Raw genomic sequence first — 20267 nt, 5'->3', positions numbered from 1 at the left:
ATGACTCAGCTATTTAACAGCCCTGAATTTATTAACACGCATATCCAAAAATTAACGGATTTTTATGCCACGCACGCGATTGATAAGATTAATGGTGGTTATTTTCATACCCTCGATGCTAGTGGTGATCATTCACAGGCGAATATTAAACAATTAGTAAGCTCAACACGCCTAACTTATGTGTTTGCTTCTGTTGGAAAGTTATTAGAGAGAGAGGATCTGTTAAAGCATGCTCAACATGGTTACGACTATGTTTGTGATAAACACTTTGATACTGCGCGTAATGCTTATAACTGGATAATGGACGGTGAACAAGCGGTCGATCAAGATAACTACTGTTATGGATTAGCCTTTGTTTTACTCATGTACTCAGCAAGTGCTAAAGCGGGTATTAAAGGGGCGACAGAAGGAATAGAAGCCACCTTTCAACTGATGGAAAATCGTTTCTGGCAACCTCAGTTTGGTTTGTATGTTGATCAAATCAGTGCCGATTGGTCAGTGATTGATGATTATCGCGGTCAAAATGCCAATATGCACAGTTGTGAAGCAATGATTGCAGCCTTTGAAGCGACGCAAGATAAAAAGTATTTACAACGAGCACTCACTATTGCTGAAAATATTTGCCTCCGCCAAACCAAAGAAACTGACGGACTTATTTGGGAACACTATCATCAAGATTGGTCGATTGATTGGAATTATAACAAAGATGATCCGCGTAATTTATACAAACCTTGGGGCTACCAACCGGGTCACCTGATTGAGTGGACAAAATTGTTATTAATGATCAATCGCCACCAACAAGTAGATTGGTTAATTCCACAAGCAGAGAAACTGTTTAATGCAGGAATAAAAAACGCGTGGGATAAAGAGCATGGTGGACTGTTATATGGGTTTGCACCCGATGGCACTATTTGTGATGATGAAAAATATTTTTGGGTGCATGCAGAAGCATTAGCGGCAGCCGCATTATTAGCAAAAGCCACCAACAATCAAAAATATTGGCAAATATACCAACAGTTGTGGCAATACAGTTGGTCTGCTTTTTGTGAAAAGGAACACAAACCTTGGTGGCGCTTATTAAGTCGAGAAGGAAAAGTATTGGATAAAAATATTGCCAGTCCCGGCGCTAAAATTGATTACCATACTATCGGTGCATGTTTAGAGATTTTACGCGTGTTAAAAGATTAGCCTAATAGTTAATCATGCTTATGTAGCTAACTCAGGCTTCGGTGAAAACATTAAAAACATTACCACAGAGAACACAGAGGCACTACGTGCTGCACGAAGAAAAGACTAAAACAATTGTTGCAAATTTTGATCTTTTCTTCTTTAACTTCGTGCCTCTGTGGTTAATTGCTTTTCCCTGGGTTAGGTGCATAAGCATGTAGTTAATTAAAAAGCCTCAGTACACAATCCTACCGTGTACTGAGGTCTTATTAAGCGCTCTGCAACTGTTCATGATGCCAATGTTTAAATCGTGATAAAGACATAATCAATAGTAAGATCATCGCGCCCACGCCAATCATCAGTGCACTTGCGTAGGGTGCGGTTAATTCCGTTTGTTGTAATAACCCCGTTAATACTGCGGCGCCACTCATCTGCATACAACCTAAAATAGCGCTTGCTGTGCCCGCACGTTCACCAAAACGACTCAGCGCCATGCTCGTTGCTGGTCCTAATAACAGCGCAAAACCAATACATAATAACAACATAGGAGACATAAAGTAGACAGCAGCGATAAGACTATTGGTTACTGTTATCTGTTGTAAAACAAGCTGCAACAACGCAGACAATATCATCAACCACAACGCCACTAATACAGTTTGACGATTACCCAGTTTTTTAATTACCCAAGGCGCACAGAAACAGGCTGCAATATTGATGATTGCATTCACCCCAAACAAGTAACTAAAGGTCATCTCCGATAACCCTAAATGAGTGATCACCCAACTTGGTGCATAGGAAACATAAGTTAAGATAGCGGCCATCGCAACCATGCAAGCTGTAGCATAAAACATAAAATGACTGTCTGCTAACATCGGTTGATAACGAGACCAACGATATAAAGCCCCACTAGTGATCGTGTTTTTAGGGCGTGTTTCAGGTAATTTAAACGCCACCACCACTAATACAATTATCGCATAAGCCATCATAAACAGAAAAGTTGAACGCCAACCGAACTGCAATGCGAGTAGTCCACCTAAAGTGGGAGCCAGTGCTGGGATAACGCAAATAACACCATTTAAGTAACTGTAATAATGAGCACTTTTTTGATTAGAAAAACTATCACGAACCGCACTAAAGACCACAATAGAGGTGGCACAAGCGGCAATGCCCTGCAAAATACGCGCTAACTGTAAATATTGAAATTCAGTAACATAGACTGCAAATAGACTGCTACTGATATATAAGCAGATGCCAAATAAAGCGATAGGTTTACGGCCAAATCGATCTGCTAAAGGACCAATTAAAATTTGCCCTATGCCCATCGCCAACATAAACAGGATGAGTGTAGATTGAATCTGTGTAGTGGAGACATTAAATTCAGCTGCCATCTCAGGCATCGATGGGAGATATATATCAATGGCAAGTGGGCTTAGCACCACCATTAACATTAAAATGGGTAATAGACGTTTCATGATTTACTCTTTTTAAAATTTGGTAGCGCAGTTTAAAACAGATATGATATGAACAGAAATGGTATAATATCACAAGTGAATTTCCCATAAGGAATATCTATATGAATATTGATAACCTCACCCGTATCGACTTAAATTTATTGGTCATTCTGCAGGTATTATTAGAAGAGCAAAGTGTTACCCGGGCAGCAAGTCGTCTACACCTGAGTCAATCGGCATTAAGTAAAAGTCTGACTCGTCTACGTAACAGTTTGCAAGATCCACTATTTACACGTACCGCTCATGGCTTAAAACCAACCGCTCATGCATTGCAATTAAAAAAACAATTACCTGATTTATTACAAACCTTGTATCAGCTCACCCAAGCCCCTAGTTTTGAGCCACTCACAAGTGAAAGGCACTTCTCAATTAGCATGGTGGAAAGTGCCTATGCCACTTTATTACCCTATTATATCGGCCCGTTATTGCAACAAGCGCCTAACGTGCGTTTAGATGTCTTCGGCTGGAGTCAAAACTCAATGCTCGACTTGCAACAGGGTAAAGTAGATTTCGGTATTACAGGTCGTGACCTCACTGATGATCGTCGTTTACAAGTTGATAAATTACCAGAGGGCATTGCCTACAGTACACTGTTTCATGATCAACAAATCTGCCTCGTCCATGCGTCTCATCCCATCTTAAAAATGGTCGAGCAAGGGCACTGGAATTTAAATAGCTACCTTGCCCAAAACCATGTTCAAGTACGCTGTGAAGGTAATGAATGGTGGGCATTAGATTACTATTTAGCCAGTCAAAACAAACAACGTAATATTATCAGCACGTTGCCTGATTTTTATGGGGCAGCCAGTGTTTGTGCTTATAGTGATTTAATTTTTACGCTACCTTCAAGCTTTGTCCCTCACGCACAAAAACTCTATCCGTTAAAGCAGATTCCCCTGCCTTTTGATTTTGCCCCTATGGCTTATGTTTTGCTATGGCACCAACGTAATAATGATGAACCGGGTCATAAATGGATACGTGAGATGATTTGCAATAGCGTTGCTAACGCCATAAATAATGAGAGGTGAAGCAGTTAACAGAGTGTCGCTTTAATAAACTGACTTAAACATTCAATCGCCTGATTGATATGTTGTGCATGTGTTAAACCACTTTTTACACGTGGTTTAAGATCATGATCGCCATCTTCAAGCCAACACCAGTTTATCGCCTTGGGTAGATGATAACTTTCTACTTCGGCAAACGATCCTAACTTGTCACGCGACCCTTGAATAATTAACTGTTTCTGTTTTATTAATGGGAAATGATCAATGCGCAACTTATCCAGCTTACCAGCGGGGTGAAAAGGAAAACCTAAACACGCAACCCCTTTAATCTCAATGAGTCCATTTTCCTCAAACTGCGATGCCACTAAACTTGCCATGCGTCCACCCATCGATTTACCACCAATGACCATTGCTCTATTTTTTTGTAATGTCACTTTTTTAATCATATCTTCAAATTGCTTGATCAATTTTGGCGCGCGCTCAGGCGGTCTACGTTTACCCGTTTCCATGCGTATTTGCATATAATCGAAATTAAAACGGATAACAAAAATGCCCTGTTTGGCGAGTCCTAGTGCGATACTTTCCATAAAACAGGAATCCGCAGGCGCCCCCGCACCATGAGCAAATAAAAACAGAGGGCCATCCGCGGGGCCATTTACTATAAAGGTCATTTAAAAATCTCTTAAAGGATTGAAAAAAAGGATCAGTTGGTGATTTATATGATTTTTTTTGGATTTAAATCTCCCGCTTAGCAACAAAAAAAGTAATATAAAAATCAGCAACTTAAAAACTAAAAAATATAAATTAAGATGCTAAACATAATAAATCAGCAAAAAAAAGTATTCTTTGAGCGTTACCTACTATAAAACTACCCAGGTAGGTAGTTATTTTATCGGGAAAGTTAACCTATCATTCATTTTATCAACATAAATGAGAGATAAACGACATGAAACTTTTTTTATTAATACAATACTTTACAGTCACAATGGTACTAACAATTACCATCGGTCTGTTTGCTTTGAAGCCAGTGATAAACCAAGGCGCGGTAACAACCGCACAAGTTGTAAATGTAATGAAAAGTGATCTGGAGATGTTTATTAATGAGAGCTACAAATAGTGAACAATCAGTAGCAAAAGGATTTGCTCCCACTATTTCCCTTTATCTAACCCACTAATACCCCATCGCATACTTCATGACTCTATTTTTTAATTGTCCGCTATTTTGAGCGACAATCAATACTGCTTTACGCATCAAACGTACCAAGGTAACATTACTTTTACTGCTTTTATAAAACACATCCATCGCAGTTTGCATCAATAAATTATGTGGTTTTCGTAACAATTCATAACGTCTCAATAACTTATTCATCGGCAAGTCACTGCTGTTTATCAGAAGATCCACTAAACACTGCACATCTTTAAAACCTAAATTAACCCCCTGTCCTGCCAAAGGATTAATGGTATGCGCGGCATCGCCTAATAAAACAGCTCGCCCTTTGAAATAGGTTTGAGCATGACGACGAGTCAGTGGAAATGCACCTTTGTTAATTACGTTAAAATCAAAAGATAACTTAGGAAATTCAATGAGTAAGATTTCTTTAAGTTGATTATTAGTCAGTGAATTAAGCATTTTTATTTTTTCTGGGCTGTGGTACCACACTAAACTAGCATTGTTTTTAGCAAGCGGTAAAAACGCACATGGTCCTGTTTCTCGAAACTCCTGCCAAGTAATATCTTGCTGGTTACAGTCTGTTTTTATACTGATCAACATACAATGTTGGCGATAATCCCACGCGCTAATACCAATATTTAATAGGCTTCGTGTTGCAGAATTGGCTCCATCGCAACCAATCAATAGCTCTGCTTCAATGCTTTGTTGATTATCTAAAATAACAGTGACGCTACTTTCATTGTTCTTAATAGATAACAACGCCCTATTTTCATAAAAAACAACGTTATCTAATTGCTTAAGCGCTTGCCATAAAACAGCTTGAATCCAACTGTTTTCAGCAATATAACCCAATGCTTCCATGCCTAATTCAGCACTGTCAAATGTAAGCTTACTGCTACCGACTTCCCATGTTTGTAACCCTTGGTAAGCACATAAACGATCTGTTGGAATATCTTGCCAAACCCCCACCTGCTCAAGTAACTTTTTACTTTGCGCGCTAAAAGCGGAGACACGAAGATCAAAGGGCGCGTCATTAGCGAGTTTAATAACAGGATTTTTTTCAATCAAATGAATAACAAAACCTTGTTGTGCAAGCAGTAATGCGCTTAACGCCCCCACCATGCCTCCACCAACTATAATTATCTCTCTATTTTTCATCCTGTTATCCCTTTTTATTCGAGATGAATATTGTACGCAATTCAAACGTAAACAAAAAGTGGTAAGTTAGCTTTGAAGCGCGTAAAATACGCGCTCTTTTTATAAAGCATTACAGATGAGCACACAGATTATGAGTTTAAAATTACACGTCAAAACTTGGGGTTGTCAGATGAATGAGTACGATTCATCAAAAATGGCCGATCTCTTAAATTCAAGTAACGGTTATATCACCGTTGATAACGCAGAAGATGCGGATGTAATTTTACTCAATACCTGCTCTATTAGAGAGAAAGCACAAGAAAAAGTATTCCATCAGCTCGGGCGCTGGAAAAAACTTAAAACAATCAATCCTAACCTTATTATTGGTGTCGGTGGCTGTGTTGCTTCTCAAGAGGGAGATGCTATTCGTAAACGCGCACCTTATGTGGATATCGTTTTTGGCCCACAAACACTACACCGTTTACCAGATATGATTAAACGCGTTAAATCTGACGAGGGAGCTGTCGTCGATGTTAGTTTCCCTGAAATTGAAAAATTTGATGCGTTGCCAGACGCAAAAGCGGATGGTGCAACCGCATTTGTGACCATTATGGAAGGTTGCTCTAAATATTGCACTTTCTGTGTGGTCCCTTATACCCGTGGTGAAGAGGTGAGTCGCCCACTTGATGATATCCTGTTAGAAGTTGCCCAGCTTGCAGAGCAAGGGGTACGTGAAATCAACTTGTTAGGACAGAATGTAAACTCCTATATCGGCGCAACCTTTGATGGTGAAACCTGTAGTTTTGCAGAGTTGTTACGTTATGTTGCTTCCATTGATGGTATCGATCGTCTGCGCTACACCACCAGTAACCCTATCGATTTTGATGAAGATATTATCGATGTATACCGCGATACCCCTGAGCTGGTGAATTTTTTACATCTTCCCGTACAAGCGGGATCAGACCGAATTTTAACAGCAATGAAACGTGGACATACGATTGCACAATACAAAGAGAAGATAGTCGCGCTAAAATTGGTGCGCCCAGCGTTAACCATAAGCTCTGATTTTATTGTCGGGTTCCCCAATGAAACAGATGATGACTTTCAGCAAACAATGGATCTTATTAACGAGATAGGTTTTGATACCAGTTATAGTTTTGTGTACAGCCAGCGCCCCGGCACACCCGCCGCCGATATGCCAGATGATGTAACCCTAGAAACAAAAAAACAGCGTTTAGCTATCTTACAAGATAGAATCACACAGAACGCACAACAGATTGGACGCCGTATGGTGGGCTCTGTACAACGTATTTTAGTAGAAGGCCCTTCACGTAAAAATATTATGGAACTGTGTGGTCGCACTGAAAATAACCGCATTGTAAACTTTGAGGGCGATCACCGCTCAATTGGTGGTTTTGTAGATGTTGAGATCACCGAAGTACACAAAAACTCAATTCGTGGTAAGTTTATCCGCGCAGAAGCAGATATGAACCTGCGAGAATCAATTCGCCCTAGCGACATTGTAAACAAACAAGCGGAAAACTTAGGTGTACACACCTATAACCCTCAATAAAAGGTTTAACGACGTGACTAAACAATTAACCACTGTACATCTTGATTTAGTGCCACAGGACAGTGACCGTTTAGCGGTTTTATGTGGTCCCTTTGATGATAATATCAAACAAATTGAACGCCGTTTAGGGCTTGAGATCGTTTATAAAGATAGCCACTTTCAAATTATTGGTGAACACCGTTATGCAGTAGCCTGTAACGACCTCATTAAAGATCTTTATATCGAAACACAAACGGTGAAAGGCAAAATTCCAACGCTGACCGATGAAGATGTACACCTTGCTTTACAAGATTTAATCTCTCATCATCGCCTGCTTGAGGTTCACTCAGCGACAGCAAAAATAAGATCGCAAAGCCTGACCATTAAAACCAAACGTGGGGTAATAAAACCGCGCGGTGAGAATCAAAGCCAGTATGTGAGTAATATTCTCAGTAACGATATCAGTTTTGGTGTGGGTCCTGCGGGAACGGGTAAAACTTACTTAGCGGTCGCTTGTGCAGTTGAAGCGTTAGAACGCCAAGAAGTCCGCCGTATTTTATTAACCCGCCCAGCGGTTGAAGCGGGTGAAAAATTGGGTTTCTTGCCGGGCGATCTTTCCCAAAAGGTAGATCCATACTTGCGTCCTTTATATGACGCGCTATTTGAGATGTTAGGTTTTGAAAAGGTTGAGAAACTGATTGAAAAAAATATCATTGAAATCGCCCCACTTGCTTATATGCGTGGGCGTACTTTAAACGATGCGTTTGTTATTTTAGATGAAGCTCAAAATACCACGGTTGAGCAGATGAAGATGTTTTTAACCCGTATTGGTTTTAACTCAACCGCAGTTATCACGGGTGACATCACTCAAATAGATTTACCTAAGCATCAAAAATCAGGGCTTCGCCATGTCATTGAAGTACTCGATGATGTAGAAGAGATAAGCTTTAGCTTCTTTAACGCGGATGACGTGGTGCGTCACCCAATCGTTGCGCGCATCGTCAAAGCCTATGAAGCATTTGAGCGAAAAGAAGACATTGCATCGGGTAAATCATAATGGCACTGTTTGTTGATCTGCAAATCGCTTGTGAAAATGAAGTCTTATTACCAGATTTAGCCGACATTGAAAAATGGATCTCTGCTGCAATCGATGCAGGCTCAGAAAAAAAACACGATGAAGCGGAGCTTACCGTACGTATTGTTGACATTGATGAGAGTCAGCAACTTAATTTTGATTATCGCGGTAAAAACAAACCAACCAATGTGCTCTCATTTCCTTTCCAAAATCCACCCGGAATCACGTTACCTCTGCTCGGTGATCTGGTAATCTGTAAACAGGTGGTTGAAAAAGAAGCAATAGAACAACAGAAAAGTTTAACGGCACACTGGGCGCATATGTTAATTCATGGTAGCTTACACTTACTTGGTTACGATCATATTGTCGAAAACCAAGCCCTCGAGATGGAAAACTTAGAGACCAGACTTTTAGTTGAACTCGGTTTTTCTGCTCCTTATAACGAACAAGAGTAAAAAACAGTAATGTCAGAAGCACATTCTACCAACGAGCAAACTAAACCAGGTTTGTTCGATAAAATTGGCAACCTATTTCAAGCTGAGCCAAAAAACCAAACCGAATTATTAGATGTCATCAATGGCGCAAAAAAACGCCAACTTATTGATCAAAAAACCAAAGAGATGATCAAGGGTGTCTTAGATGTCTCGAAACTACGTGTTCGTGACATCATGATCCCACGCTCACAAATGGTCACACTCGGGTTGCACCAAACAGTACAACAGTTTTTACCTATCCTGATTGATTCCGCGCATTCGCGTTTTCCCGTTATCACTGAAGATAAAGACCATATTGTGGGTTTATTGCTAGCAAAGGATCTTATTCGTTATGGTTTTAGCAGTGAAGCGAGTGAATTTAAAATTGAAGATATCCTGCGTAAAGCAGTGGTTGTACCAGAGAGTAAACGCTTAGATACTCTGCTCAAAGAGTTCCGTAGCCAACGTTACCACATGGCGATTGTGGTTGATGAATATGGTGGTGTATCAGGACTTGTCACCATTGAAGATATTTTAGAAGTAATTGTTGGTGAAATTGAAGATGAATTTGATGATGAAGAGGTTGCGGAGATCCGTAAAATCGGCAAACGCACTTACGCAGTGAATGCACTCACCACCCTTGATGATTTTAACGACTACTTTGGCACAAAGTATAATATTGAAGAGCAAGATACGATTGCTGGTCTCATGATCAATCGACTTGGACATCTTCCCGGCCGTGGTGAAAGTGTGACTATCAGTGACTATAAATATAAAGTAATTAATGCGGATAACCGCCGTTTAATACAACTACAGGTACGTATTCCTAAAGAGTTAAAAAATATTGAAGAGTAATTTTTTGGAAAAATTTAGCAGCACACTTTCAGGGCAACTTTTAGTTGCCCTTGTGCTGGGCTCTATACAAGTGTTTGCTTTTGCGCCTTTTGGTTTGTGGTGGACACTGTACCCCTCTTTTATTGGCCTGTTTTTACTCTTACAGCAGGTTCAAAAAACCAATAAAAAATTATTTTTAGTTGCTTTTATCTTTAATTTAGCGATGTTTGTTGCCACTATCCATTGGATTTATGTGAGTATGGATCTGTTTGGTGGCATGCCAACCATCGTTAATATATTACTTATTTTCCTATTTGCGGCTTATTTAGCTATTTTCCCCACGCTTGCAATTTGGGCAAGTTATCGCCTTAGTTTTTTATCACAGAGCAGCCGTTACCTACTCATATTTCCTGTTTTTTGGCTATTAATGGATTGGGTTAGAGGTTGGTTTTTAACTGGTTTTCCGTGGGCTTACCTTGGTTATAGCCATGCAGATACTCCACTTGTTGGTTTTGCACCTGTACTGGGTGTGCAAGGTATCACACTCGCCATTGTACTTATTTGTGGTGCATTGACCCTACTTATCCAAAAACAACGTATCAAAACTAGCTTACTACTTATTGCCAGCTTGATAGTCAGTGGTTACCTTCTTCAACAGCAACGATATACCGAATTACAATCCGCCATTAAAGTCGCCTTGGTGCAGGGTAATATTGACCAAAATGAGAAATGGGAGCCATCACAACTCTATCCATCTCTCTTTAAATATTTAGATCTCAGTGAAGCAGGTGATAATAGCACCCGTGAAAATGAACTGATTATCTGGCCAGAGTCCGCTATTGCAGGGCTTGAAATTGATATGCAACGTTTTTTACAACCTCTTTCCCAAGAACTAGAGATGAAAGGAAAAACGTTAATGACAGGCATTATTGAGTATGACCTTAAAAAGGATGAATACCGTAATACCATTATTATGTTAGGAAAATTACCCGTTGGTGCAGGTTATTCACAAACTAGCGCTAACCGCTACCGTAAACATCAGTTATTACCCATTGGCGAATTTGTTCCTTTTGAAGATCTACTTCGCCCTATTGCACCTTACTTCAACCTACCGATGTCAAGTTTTCAGCGTGGTGATGAGATACAAGCTAATTTACAAACAGGCTTAACCACATTTGCACCGGCACTCTGTTATGAAGTCGCTTTTCCAGAGTTATTGCGTAAAAATGTCCATGAAAATACAGGCATGTTATTAACTCTCAGCAATGATGCTTGGTTTGGTAGCTCAATTGGTCCCGATCAACATCTTGAAATAGCACGTATGCGCGCCATTGAATTTGCACGGCCGATTTTACGCAGTACCAATACGGGTATTACTGCCATTTATAATGATCAAGGTAAAGAATTAGGGCGCTTAGCCAACAACACAGAAGGTGTTTTACGTAAAGAGGTGCAGCCTGCATTTGGCTTAACACCTTATCAACGGTTTGGCTCTCTGCCACTTACCCTGTATTGTTTGTTGATTCTAATAGGGATGTTTTTCTTTTATAAAAATAGGGCTAATAACCACTAATGAAAAACAAAATAGCAACATTTAGAGCACCAGAATTTCAAAATAAACTGTGGAAGTTAGCGCTACCTATCACCATGCAATCTCTGCTTTACTCTTTTCTTGGATTAGTTGATATCTTAATGGTCAGCCAATTGGGTGAAAGTGAAATTGCAGCGGTGGGCTTAGGTAACAAAATATTTTTCTTTAACCTACTGATGATGGTAGGCATAAGCCATGCGGGTGGCGTATTGTCGGCACAATATTTTGGCGCGGATGACCTTTCAGGATTACGCAGAAGTTTAGTGGTCTCACTACTGTTTAGTGTCGTCAGTGTTATCCCCTTTATTGCACTATACACGCTTGCCCCAACAACAATTACCAGCCTAGCCAGTGATGATGCTACATTAATTTTACTCGCTAATGACTACCTTGTTATCACCGCGTACAGTTTTATTTTTACCGCCATTGTTTTACCTTTAGAAACCGCACTGCGCTCAGCAGGTGATACTAAAACAGCGATGAATATTAGCATGTTGGTACTGCCCATTAACGCGCTACTCAATTACATCTTCATTTTTGGTCACTTAGGGTTTCCTGAGATGGGGGTTGCGGGAAGTGCATGGGGTACATTGCTTGCACGTTTCATTCAGATGTTATTAATGGTGCTGTTTGTGATTAAAAAACGCCCTTTTATTATCGCTAAAATGACCGAAGCCAAACAAGCCTTAAGCAGAGTTGAAATTAAACGTTATATCAAACTCGCTTTTCCAATGGTACTGCATGATGGCGGTTGGGCATTAGGCGTGTTGGTCTACACCCTTATATTTGCCATGATAGGTATCCAAGAGCTTGCGGTAATGAGTATGGTTTCAACCATCGAGCAGACTATTTTTGCCCTATTTATTGGTATCGCCATTGCCAGTGGCACTATGATAGGCCATCAACTGGGTGCAAAAGCATTCGATGAAGCATGGCAACAAGCATGGACATTCATCCTATTTGTACCCATTATTGCTTTTATTTTCACCCCCCTTATTATCATTTTCCGAGAGCCGATTTTATCACTTTTCCCCAGCCTGTCCGCAGAAGCGATGAGCAGTGCATCTGGGGTTTTACTGGTACTTGCACTGGTATTATTTATTCGTGTGATTAATTTCATCGGTATTATTGGCGTATTACGCAGTGGAGGTGATGTTAATTACAGCACCTTTATTGATATTTTTTGTATGTGGTGTGTCGGTATTCCGCTTACCTTTATCGCCGTCAAATATTATCACTTTACACTCGTAGAAGCATATATAGTGATGCTTTCTGAGGAGTTAATAAAAGTGGTATTAGTTATCCACCGTGTACATAAAAAACACTGGTTGAGAAACATGCTAAATAGTTAATTGAAAAAATAAAGATTAAACATATTCGTGAGATTTTCCCTGTTATTTGCATTACAAACTGCTAACATTCTGTTTTAATTTTCTTACTTTACCTATTTTTAAGGGATCTTCATGTTTTTAACTAAAAAAACACTGCTCACTGCATTTACTGTCATTGCAGTGACGGGCTGTGTAACAACAACGAATGACACAGAGCAGCTCGCTAAGATCACCAACTTAGAAAGTTCTCTAGTGGCATCAAAAACCTTAACAACACAAACTAAAAATGAATTAGACAGTGCCAATATGGCCTTAAAAATCAGTGAAGAAAAAATCATCAAATTGAGTATGGCATTAGAGAAGAGCCAAAAAATGGCAAAAACAACTAAAGCGATAAAAAACCCAAAAGTAACACATATAGATGATAAAACTATCCTTGGTCAATCTGAGTGGGTTTATGTATCAACCGTAAAAGAAAACTTCAAAGGGCGCATTGATACAGGTGCGGCAACTTCATCGCTCAATGCCGTTGATATTGAGCGCTTTGAGCGTGATGGTGAAAAATGGGTACGTTTTAACTTAACCCATGCTAAAGGTAATAAAGCGGAAATGATTGAAGCTAAAATTGTGCGTATTGCAAAAATCACTCAATCAAGTAAACCTGGCGTTGAAACAGAGCGCCCAGTGGTTAAATTACACGTGCGCATCGGTGATGTTGCGCATCTAACAGAATTTACGTTAACCAGCCGCTTACACATGGAATACCCCGTATTAATTGGACGTACTTTTATGCAAGATGTTGTGTTGGTTGATGTCAGTAAAGAGTACATTTTTGAAAAACATCAAGCACCTAAAAAACAATAATAAAATAACAATAAAATAGATAATAGGGAAAATTTATGAACGCACGTATTTTCTTCTTTGTGCTAGTGGCAGGTTTAATGTCACTGGGCATATTCCAAACAGTACAACGTCACGTTGCGTTTGATATTCCATGGATGCCGGGGGAAACACGTACCATCTGGAACATTGATGCAAAAATCAATTTCAATGCTCACGACAATGCTATTATTGCCTCACTCACCACCCCTGAGCGCCAAGCTGGATTTACAACAATCAGTCAAAATGCTGCCTCTCCAGGTTATGGACTTTCATTTTTAGATGATGGCTTGACCCCAAAAGCGGAATGGACCATTCGTGAAGCAGCGGGTAAACAAACGCTCTATTACAACATTCAGGTACTTGAAGATCCAAAAAGCTTGGACCCACAAATCCTTGAAATGCCACCGCTTTTTGATAAAGAGTATAGTGCCGCGGAACTGGCAGCGGGTAAAACGATTATTAAAGATGCACTTAAAACCAGTGCAGATGCATTTAGCTTTGCACGTGAACTACTAAAACAGCTTAATGCTGAAACACCCAATCAAAATATCAGTCTTATTTTAACCGAAAAAGTCAGTAAAACAGCGATCCTGATTGCACTGTTAAACGGAGCAGATATACACACTAAAAGAATTGGAGCCTTAACACTCGAAGATGGCCGTCGTCGCCAACATTTACAACCCCTAGTGGAAGTTTTCCAAGAAAAAGAGGGTGTGATTAGCTCGCGCCTGTTTGATGCAAATACGTTAGAGTCTGTAAACCGCGATAATTTACTGTTATGGGATCAAAGTGGCAAAGCATTACTAGAGCTAACAGGCGGTAGCGACTCTAGAGTCAGCTTCTCGATGATTCAGCAAGAGCAACCTGCACTTTCAGCACTATTACAAAAATCTGAAAATGAGCACCTGTTTAATTTCTCAATTCATAGCTTACCCGTGGAAGATCAATCGCTATTTAAAGGTATCTTAATGATCCCATTAGGCGTATTGATTGTAGTGATGATGCGCGTATTAATTGGGCTAAAAACATCGGGTACATTTATGCCGGTATTAATCGCCATGGCATTTATTCAAACTAGCCTCATTACGGGCCTCATTGGTTTTATACTGCTTGTGGGTATTGGTTTGATTATTCGTTCTTATCTCTCACACCTCAATCTACTGCTGGTCTCACGAATATCCACGGTGATCATCATGGTTATTCTGCTGATTGCACTATTTGGCGTACTTTCATATAAATTGGGTTTAACTGAAGGACTTAAAATCACCTTTTTTCCTATGATTATTCTTTCTTGGACCATTGAACGTATGTCAGTTTTATGGGAAGAGGAGGGCGCGAAAGAGGTATTCACACAAGGTGGTGGCAGTTTATTAGTAGCAGTATTAGCTTACTTTGCAATGAGCAACGATGTGACACGTCATTTAATGTTTAACTTTATCGGCTTACAATTTGTGGTGATGTCATTGGTATTATTACTCGGCAGTTACACAGGTTACCGATTACTTGAATTACGTCGCTTTAAACCTTTGGCCGATAAGGAATAAACTATGTTTTTTGCCAGTCCGTTTAAGTTAAAAAGCAAAGGTATTATGGGCATGAACCAACGCAACAGTGGTTACATTGGTCGCTATAATCCACGTAAACTCTACCCTTTGGTCGACAATAAACTTAAAACTAAAATCATTGCCCGCGAAGCAAACGTAACGACCCCCGCTCTGCTGGGTGTGATTTCCATACAAGCGGAAGTAGCGGGTATTGAACAGTATATTAAAGATACCCCAGGGTTTGTGATTAAACCCGCCAAAGGTAGCGGTGGTAAAGGTATTTTAGTGATCACTAAAGTTGAGAAAGGTCGTTATTATAAACCGAATGGCGACGAAGTTTCACTTGATGAAACAAAACGCCATATCACGGACATTCTTGCGGGACTATTTAGCTTAGGTGGCAGTGCAGATGTCGCTGTTGTAGAAGGACTCATTCAATTTGATAGTGCCTTTGATGGTTTCAGCTTTGAGGGTGTACCAGACGTACGTGTTATTGTTTTTAAAGGCTTCCCAGTGATGGCAATGATGCGTCTTTCAACGGCTGTATCGGACGGTAAAGCAAACTTACACCAAGGCGCTGTTGGTGTCGGTATTGATATTGCAACAGGTGCGGCTATCAACGCGGTACAGTTTGATAAACCTGTTAAATATCACCCTGATACAGGTAAAGAACTCGCACTACTGCAAGTGCCTAAATGGGAACGCCTTATCTATTTAGCCTCGAGCTGTTATGAGATGTCTGGTATGGGTTATTTAGGCACAGATATGGTACTAGATCGTGATTTAGGGCCGATGTTATTAGAACTTAATGCGCGCCCAGGACTGGCTATTCAAATAGCGAATGGACAGGGGATCTTACCACGTCTTAAGTTGGTTGAAAGTTTAGGTGACGATCACAACATGAGTGTTGAAGAGCGTATTGAGTTTTGTAAAAAGCATTTTTCAAAAAAATAGATACGCCTATAGACAGCGGCAGTGATGCTTGAAGGTTAAAATACTGACATAAAAAAACCTAGCTTAGCTAGGTTTTTTATGATCAATCAAAAACGTTCTAACCCTTCTGATTTTTCGCTTTACTTAACTATCTTCAAACCCGCTCTATTCTTTTTTACAGCAGGTTTTTCAGTTTTGGGCTCAGAAGTAACAGGAACAGCGTTATCCAAAGCCTTATAAGCAGGCTCTTCAGGGAACATAGTCCCTGCACCATTTTCACGGGCGTAGATACCTTCTATTGCGTACAACGGCACATAAACCTGCATTGGTTGGCCAGAGAATCGCGCATTAAATGCAACCGCATCATCATCCATTGAAAAATGCATAACCGATTTAGGCGCAATATTTAACACTATTTTACCATCTTCAACAAACTGCTCTGGTACCTCAACACAGGGTTGCGTAGCATCCACAATAATATGAGGTGTACATTCGCTGTCTACAATCCAATTATAAAAAGCCTTCAGCAAATAAGGGCGTTGCACTAACATGCTATCCATTTTAGTGCTCCGAATTATAAACCGAGACGGATTTCACGCTCAGTCTCAGTCATTGATGCTTGAAATGATTCACGCTCAAATACTCTTACCATGTAACTCTTAATGCCAAGATGATCTAAACCTAAATCAATTTTAAGCTCAGGTAAGCGCCATAACAAGGGTGCCATGTAACAATCAACTAAGGTGAACTCTTCAGACATAAAATAAGAGAAATGCTCAAAGACAGGAACAACTTCTAATATTTTATCACGTAGTATTGTTCGTGCAGAGGCTGCTTTATCTTCACTAGCAGACATGATGATAGCCACTAATGGATACCACTCTCTTTCAATGCGTTGCATCAATAAACGGCTCTTAGCACGCTCGACTGGGTACACTGGCATTAGTGGTGGATGTGGAAAACGCTCATCCAAATATTCCATGATGATACGTGAGTTGTATAACACTAATTCACGGTCAACTAATGTCGGTACTTCACTATTTGGCGTGAGATCAGCAAGCTCAACAGAAGGATTCTCATCATCAATAAAAGTGATTTCTACATTTACGCCCTTTTCAGCTAATACGATACGTGTTTGATGACTATATAGATCTGAAACACCCGAAAAAAGTGTCATTACAGAACGTTTATTTGCAGCTACGGCCATGGTTATCCCTTAATTATTATAATTCTTCAAAAAACAGAAAAGGCAATGATGAAAAATCACCATTGCCTAACAAGTTAAAAAGCGACTAATGACGATTAATGAATATCGCGCCAGTACTCTTTCTTCAATAAGTAGCTCACAAAAAATAGGACAAATAGGAATGCAACAACCCAAATACCTAAACTTTGACGCTCTAATTTGTTTGGTTCACCTGCGTACACAAGGAAGTTTACCAGATCAAGTACCGCTTCGTCATACTCATCCGATGACATCTCTCCAGATTCGTCACTGGTTAACGCAACCACTTTGGTATGTTCGATACCATTCGCATCAGTTGTTGTTTCAAAAGTAGCAATCGAGATACCTTGTAACTCTTCTAATACGTGAGGCATACCCACATCTGGGAACACTGAGTTGTTGACACCAAATGGACGACTCTCATCTTTATAGAAAGAGTGCAGGTAAGTGTAGATCCAATCAGGTCCACGTAAACGTGCTTCAAGCGTTAAATCAGGCGGTGCACTGCCGAACCATTTCTCAGCTTCTTTTTTATCCATGCTGTTAAACATTAACTCACCGATTTTACTCTCTGTAAAAATCAGGTTCTCTTTCATCAACTGCTCAGGGATATCAAGATCTGTCGCAACACGTTGATAACGTTGGTAACCCGTTGAGTGACAAGCAAAACAGTAGTTCATGAACAATTTAGCACCACGTTGTAGTGAGGCTTTATCTGTTAAGTCATAATTTGCTTTCTCAAGGTGTACATTGCCACCGGCTGCGAAAGAAAATAACGGTAGTATCGAAAATACAGCCACTAAGGCGATCATTAACTTTTTCATTAGTGTGTCAACCTTGTTGGTAATGGCTTGGTTTTCTCATTTTTACTGTAAACCCACAGCGCAATAAAGAACCCGAAATAACCCACCGATGCCACTTGTGCAACTGTTGTCAATAATGGTGTGACAGGTAATGACCCTAATACACCCAACACGATGAAACAGATGGTGAATTGAGTAATATTCAATTTATGTTTCCAACTACGATAACGAATCGATTTCACGCTACAACGATCTAGCCATGGTAATAGGAACAGTATCGCAATCGAGCCACCAAAAAAGATAACACCAAGTAACTTATCTGGAATCGCCCGTAAAATAGCGTAATACGGTGTGTAATACCAAACAGGTGCAATATGATCAGGCGTTTTCAAGCCATTTGCAGGTTCAAAGTTTGGTGCTTCTAAAAGATAACCGCCCCCCTCTGGCATGAAGAAAATAACCGTGGCAAAACAGATTAAGAAAAACGAGACGCCCATAATATCTTTAACCGTAAAGTAAGGATGGAAAGGGATAGCATCAACAATATCTTTATGCTCACTGTACTGTTTGTGGAAAGTGAATTTGCTTTTTTCTTCCTCTGGTACAGAGCCTTTCTTACGCTTAATTTCAACACCATCAGGGTTGTTTGAGCCCACTTCATGCAACGCAATAATATGAAGGAAAACTAAACCAACGAGCGCCAATGGCAATGCAATAACATGCAATGCAAAGAAACGATTCAGTGTTGCGCCCGAAATAACGTAATCACCACGGATCCACAGGGTCAAGTCATCACCAATAATTGGAATCGCACCAAAGAGTGAAATAATTACCTGTGCGCCCCAAAAAGACATCTGTCCCCAAGGTAATAAGTAACCCATAAATGCTTCAGCCATTAATACTAAGAATATTAACATGCCGAAGACCCAGATAAGCTCACGCGGTTTCTGGTATGAACCGTAAATAAGGCCACGGAACATATGAAGATAGATAACGACAAAGAACGCAGATGCGCCCGTGGAGTGCATATAACGTAATAACCAACCATAAGGTACATCACGCATAATGTACTCAATAGAAGCAAATGCACCTTCTGCTGAAGGGTTGTAATGCATGGTCAGCCAGATACCGGTTAAAATTTGGTTAACCAGTACTAGCATTGCTAGTGAACCAAAAAAGTACCAAAAGTTAAAGTTAACTGGTGTAGGGTATTGTGCTAAATGTTTATTCCATGTTTCCGTCATTGGGATACGTGCGTCCACCCAATCGATACCGTCTAATACTAATTTTTTAAGCATTAGGCATCTCCTTTGTCGAGGCCAATAAGAATTTGTGATTCACTCACATAATGGTGTGGTGGAATCACTAAGTTTAATGGTGCAGGTACATTTTGAAATACACGCCCCGCCATATCAAATTTAGAACCATGACATGGACAGAAGAAACCAGATTCAACACCTTCAACTTGCTCAGAAAACGAGTCAGGCAAATAAGTTGGTGAGCAACCAAGGTGAGTACAGATACCCACAGCGACAAAAATTTCTGATTTAAGTGATCGTAATGCATTAGTTGCATATTCAGGTTGCTGCGCCTCTTCGGATGCGGGATCACGTAATTTCGCATCCAACGTCCCTAGTTCATCAAGGATTTTTGTCGTACGAGAAACAACCCAAACTGGTTTTCCTCGCCATTCAACTCGAATTAATTGACCCGGTTGAATTTTACTAATATCAACTGTCACAGGGGCACCAGCCGCTTTTGCTTTCTCACTAGGGCTCCAAGATTTCACGAAAGGAACTGCAACAGCAGCGGCTCCAATCGCACCAACAACACCCGTTGTTAGTGTTAGAAACTTGCGGCGACCAGAATTATCAGGCGCATTGCTCATTTAACCATCTCCATTGGAAGTTACAAACGTAACCCATTAAACATAAAATTGTGCAGTGCGATTATTCCAATAATCGATTCAAGATCATCAGGCGCACAAAATCTGGCTGAATTCTAAAGAAATCGCCCTATATTTACAAGCTATTA

General features: G+C 40.1%; 20 protein-coding genes. 12 read left to right on the top strand and 8 right to left on the bottom strand.

Features of this window, described 5'->3' with window-relative positions:
• Entirely contained in the window at positions 1–1188 is a 1188-nt protein-coding gene (locus G322_RS0102115) for an AGE family epimerase/isomerase (protein ID WP_022940162.1), read from the top strand.
• Positions 1189–1436: 248 nt separating this feature from the next.
• Here the strand turns inward: G322_RS0102115 and G322_RS0102110 are convergent, their stop codons facing one another.
• Complete coding sequence (locus tag G322_RS0102110) at positions 1437–2642, bottom strand: multidrug effflux MFS transporter (protein WP_028866355.1); 1206 nt, start codon at positions 2640–2642, stop codon at positions 1437–1439.
• A 98-nt stretch (positions 2643–2740) separates the two neighbouring features.
• Here G322_RS0102110 and G322_RS0102105 point away from each other — a divergent pair, with 98 nt between their 5' ends.
• Positions 2741–3706, top strand: a complete 966-nt coding sequence (locus tag G322_RS0102105) for a LysR family transcriptional regulator (protein WP_022940160.1) — start codon at positions 2741–2743, stop codon at positions 3704–3706.
• A gap of 5 nt (positions 3707–3711) precedes the next feature.
• On the opposite strand, the gene G322_RS0102100 is transcribed toward G322_RS0102105, so the two are convergent.
• On the bottom strand, positions 3712–4353 hold the full coding sequence (locus G322_RS0102100; RefSeq protein WP_022940159.1) for an alpha/beta family hydrolase: 642 nt from the start codon (positions 4351–4353) through the stop codon (positions 3712–3714).
• A 275-nt stretch (positions 4354–4628) separates the two neighbouring features.
• On the opposite strand from G322_RS0102100, the gene G322_RS23205 reads away from it, so the two are divergent.
• The gene (locus tag G322_RS23205; protein ID WP_022940158.1) at positions 4629–4799 is read left to right on the top strand and encodes a hypothetical protein; all 171 of its coding nucleotides are present in this window, start codon (positions 4629–4631) and stop codon (positions 4797–4799) included.
• Between the two features lie 54 nt (positions 4800–4853).
• Here the strand turns inward: G322_RS23205 and G322_RS0102090 are convergent, their stop codons facing one another.
• The gene (locus tag G322_RS0102090; protein ID WP_022940157.1) at positions 4854–6011 is read right to left on the bottom strand and encodes an FAD-dependent monooxygenase; all 1158 of its coding nucleotides are present in this window, start codon (positions 6009–6011) and stop codon (positions 4854–4856) included.
• Between the two features lie 130 nt (positions 6012–6141).
• Between G322_RS0102090 and miaB the strand changes: the two genes are divergently transcribed.
• From miaB to G322_RS0102045, 9 genes are all read left to right on the top strand, one after another.
• The gene (miaB, locus tag G322_RS0102085) at positions 6142–7563 is read left to right on the top strand and encodes a tRNA (N6-isopentenyl adenosine(37)-C2)-methylthiotransferase MiaB (RefSeq protein WP_028866354.1); all 1422 of its coding nucleotides are present in this window, start codon (positions 6142–6144) and stop codon (positions 7561–7563) included.
• Between the two features lie 13 nt (positions 7564–7576).
• Positions 7577–8599, top strand: coding sequence for a PhoH family protein (locus G322_RS0102080; RefSeq protein WP_022940155.1), 1023 nt, complete (start codon positions 7577–7579; stop codon positions 8597–8599).
• Positions 8599–9072 carry an rRNA maturation RNase YbeY gene (ybeY, locus tag G322_RS0102075; protein WP_022940154.1) on the top strand — a complete coding sequence of 158 codons (474 nt, stop codon included), beginning with the start codon at positions 8599–8601 and terminating at the stop codon, positions 9070–9072. Before G322_RS0102080 ends, ybeY begins: the two co-directional genes overlap by 1 nt.
• A gap of 9 nt (positions 9073–9081) precedes the next feature.
• Complete coding sequence (gene corC, locus G322_RS0102070; protein WP_022940153.1) at positions 9082–9945, top strand: CNNM family magnesium/cobalt transport protein CorC; 864 nt, start codon at positions 9082–9084, stop codon at positions 9943–9945.
• Between the two features lie 4 nt (positions 9946–9949).
• Complete coding sequence (lnt, locus tag G322_RS19750) at positions 9950–11497, top strand: apolipoprotein N-acyltransferase (protein ID WP_245542278.1); 1548 nt, start codon at positions 9950–9952, stop codon at positions 11495–11497.
• Positions 11497–12867 (top strand): MATE family efflux transporter, encoded by a 1371-nt coding sequence (locus G322_RS0102060; protein ID WP_022940151.1) that lies wholly within the window; start codon positions 11497–11499, stop codon positions 12865–12867. Before lnt ends, G322_RS0102060 begins: the two co-directional genes overlap by 1 nt.
• Positions 12868–12978: 111 nt before the next feature.
• Positions 12979–13710 carry an ATP-dependent zinc protease family protein gene (locus tag G322_RS0102055; RefSeq protein ID WP_022940150.1) on the top strand — a complete coding sequence of 244 codons (732 nt, stop codon included), beginning with the start codon at positions 12979–12981 and terminating at the stop codon, positions 13708–13710.
• Positions 13711–13745: 35 nt separating this feature from the next.
• Positions 13746–15272, top strand: a complete 1527-nt coding sequence (locus G322_RS0102050) for an inactive transglutaminase family protein (RefSeq protein WP_022940149.1) — start codon at positions 13746–13748, stop codon at positions 15270–15272.
• Between the two features lie 3 nt (positions 15273–15275).
• The gene (locus G322_RS0102045; RefSeq protein WP_022940148.1) at positions 15276–16226 is read left to right on the top strand and encodes an alpha-L-glutamate ligase-like protein; all 951 of its coding nucleotides are present in this window, start codon (positions 15276–15278) and stop codon (positions 16224–16226) included.
• Positions 16227–16345: 119 nt separating this feature from the next.
• Here the strand turns inward: G322_RS0102045 and G322_RS0102040 are convergent, their stop codons facing one another.
• From G322_RS0102040 to petA, 5 genes are all read right to left on the bottom strand, one after another.
• On the bottom strand, positions 16346–16756 hold the full coding sequence (locus tag G322_RS0102040; RefSeq protein ID WP_169337456.1) for a ClpXP protease specificity-enhancing factor: 411 nt from the start codon (positions 16754–16756) through the stop codon (positions 16346–16348).
• Between the two features lie 23 nt (positions 16757–16779).
• Positions 16780–17412 (bottom strand): stringent starvation protein SspA, encoded by a 633-nt coding sequence (gene sspA / locus G322_RS0102035; RefSeq protein WP_022940146.1) that lies wholly within the window; start codon positions 17410–17412, stop codon positions 16780–16782.
• A gap of 95 nt (positions 17413–17507) precedes the next feature.
• On the bottom strand, positions 17508–18254 hold the full coding sequence (locus G322_RS0102030; protein WP_022940145.1) for a cytochrome c1: 747 nt from the start codon (positions 18252–18254) through the stop codon (positions 17508–17510).
• Positions 18254–19531: a cytochrome b gene (locus G322_RS0102025; RefSeq protein WP_022940144.1), complete on the bottom strand. Its 1278-nt coding sequence runs from the start codon at positions 19529–19531 to the stop codon at positions 18254–18256. The genes G322_RS0102030 and G322_RS0102025 overlap by 1 nt, the downstream gene beginning before the upstream one ends.
• On the bottom strand, positions 19531–20121 hold the full coding sequence (gene petA, locus G322_RS0102020) for a ubiquinol-cytochrome c reductase iron-sulfur subunit (protein ID WP_022940143.1): 591 nt from the start codon (positions 20119–20121) through the stop codon (positions 19531–19533). Before petA ends, G322_RS0102025 begins: the two co-directional genes overlap by 1 nt.
• Positions 20122–20267 lie beyond the last annotated feature (146 nt).

This window comes from Psychromonas hadalis ATCC BAA-638 (assembly GCF_000420245.1).
Lineage (GTDB): Bacteria > Pseudomonadota > Gammaproteobacteria > Enterobacterales > Psychromonadaceae > Psychromonas > Psychromonas hadalis.
Note: the sequence above shows the minus strand (reverse complement) of the source record. Positions and strands in the feature narration are given on the sequence as shown.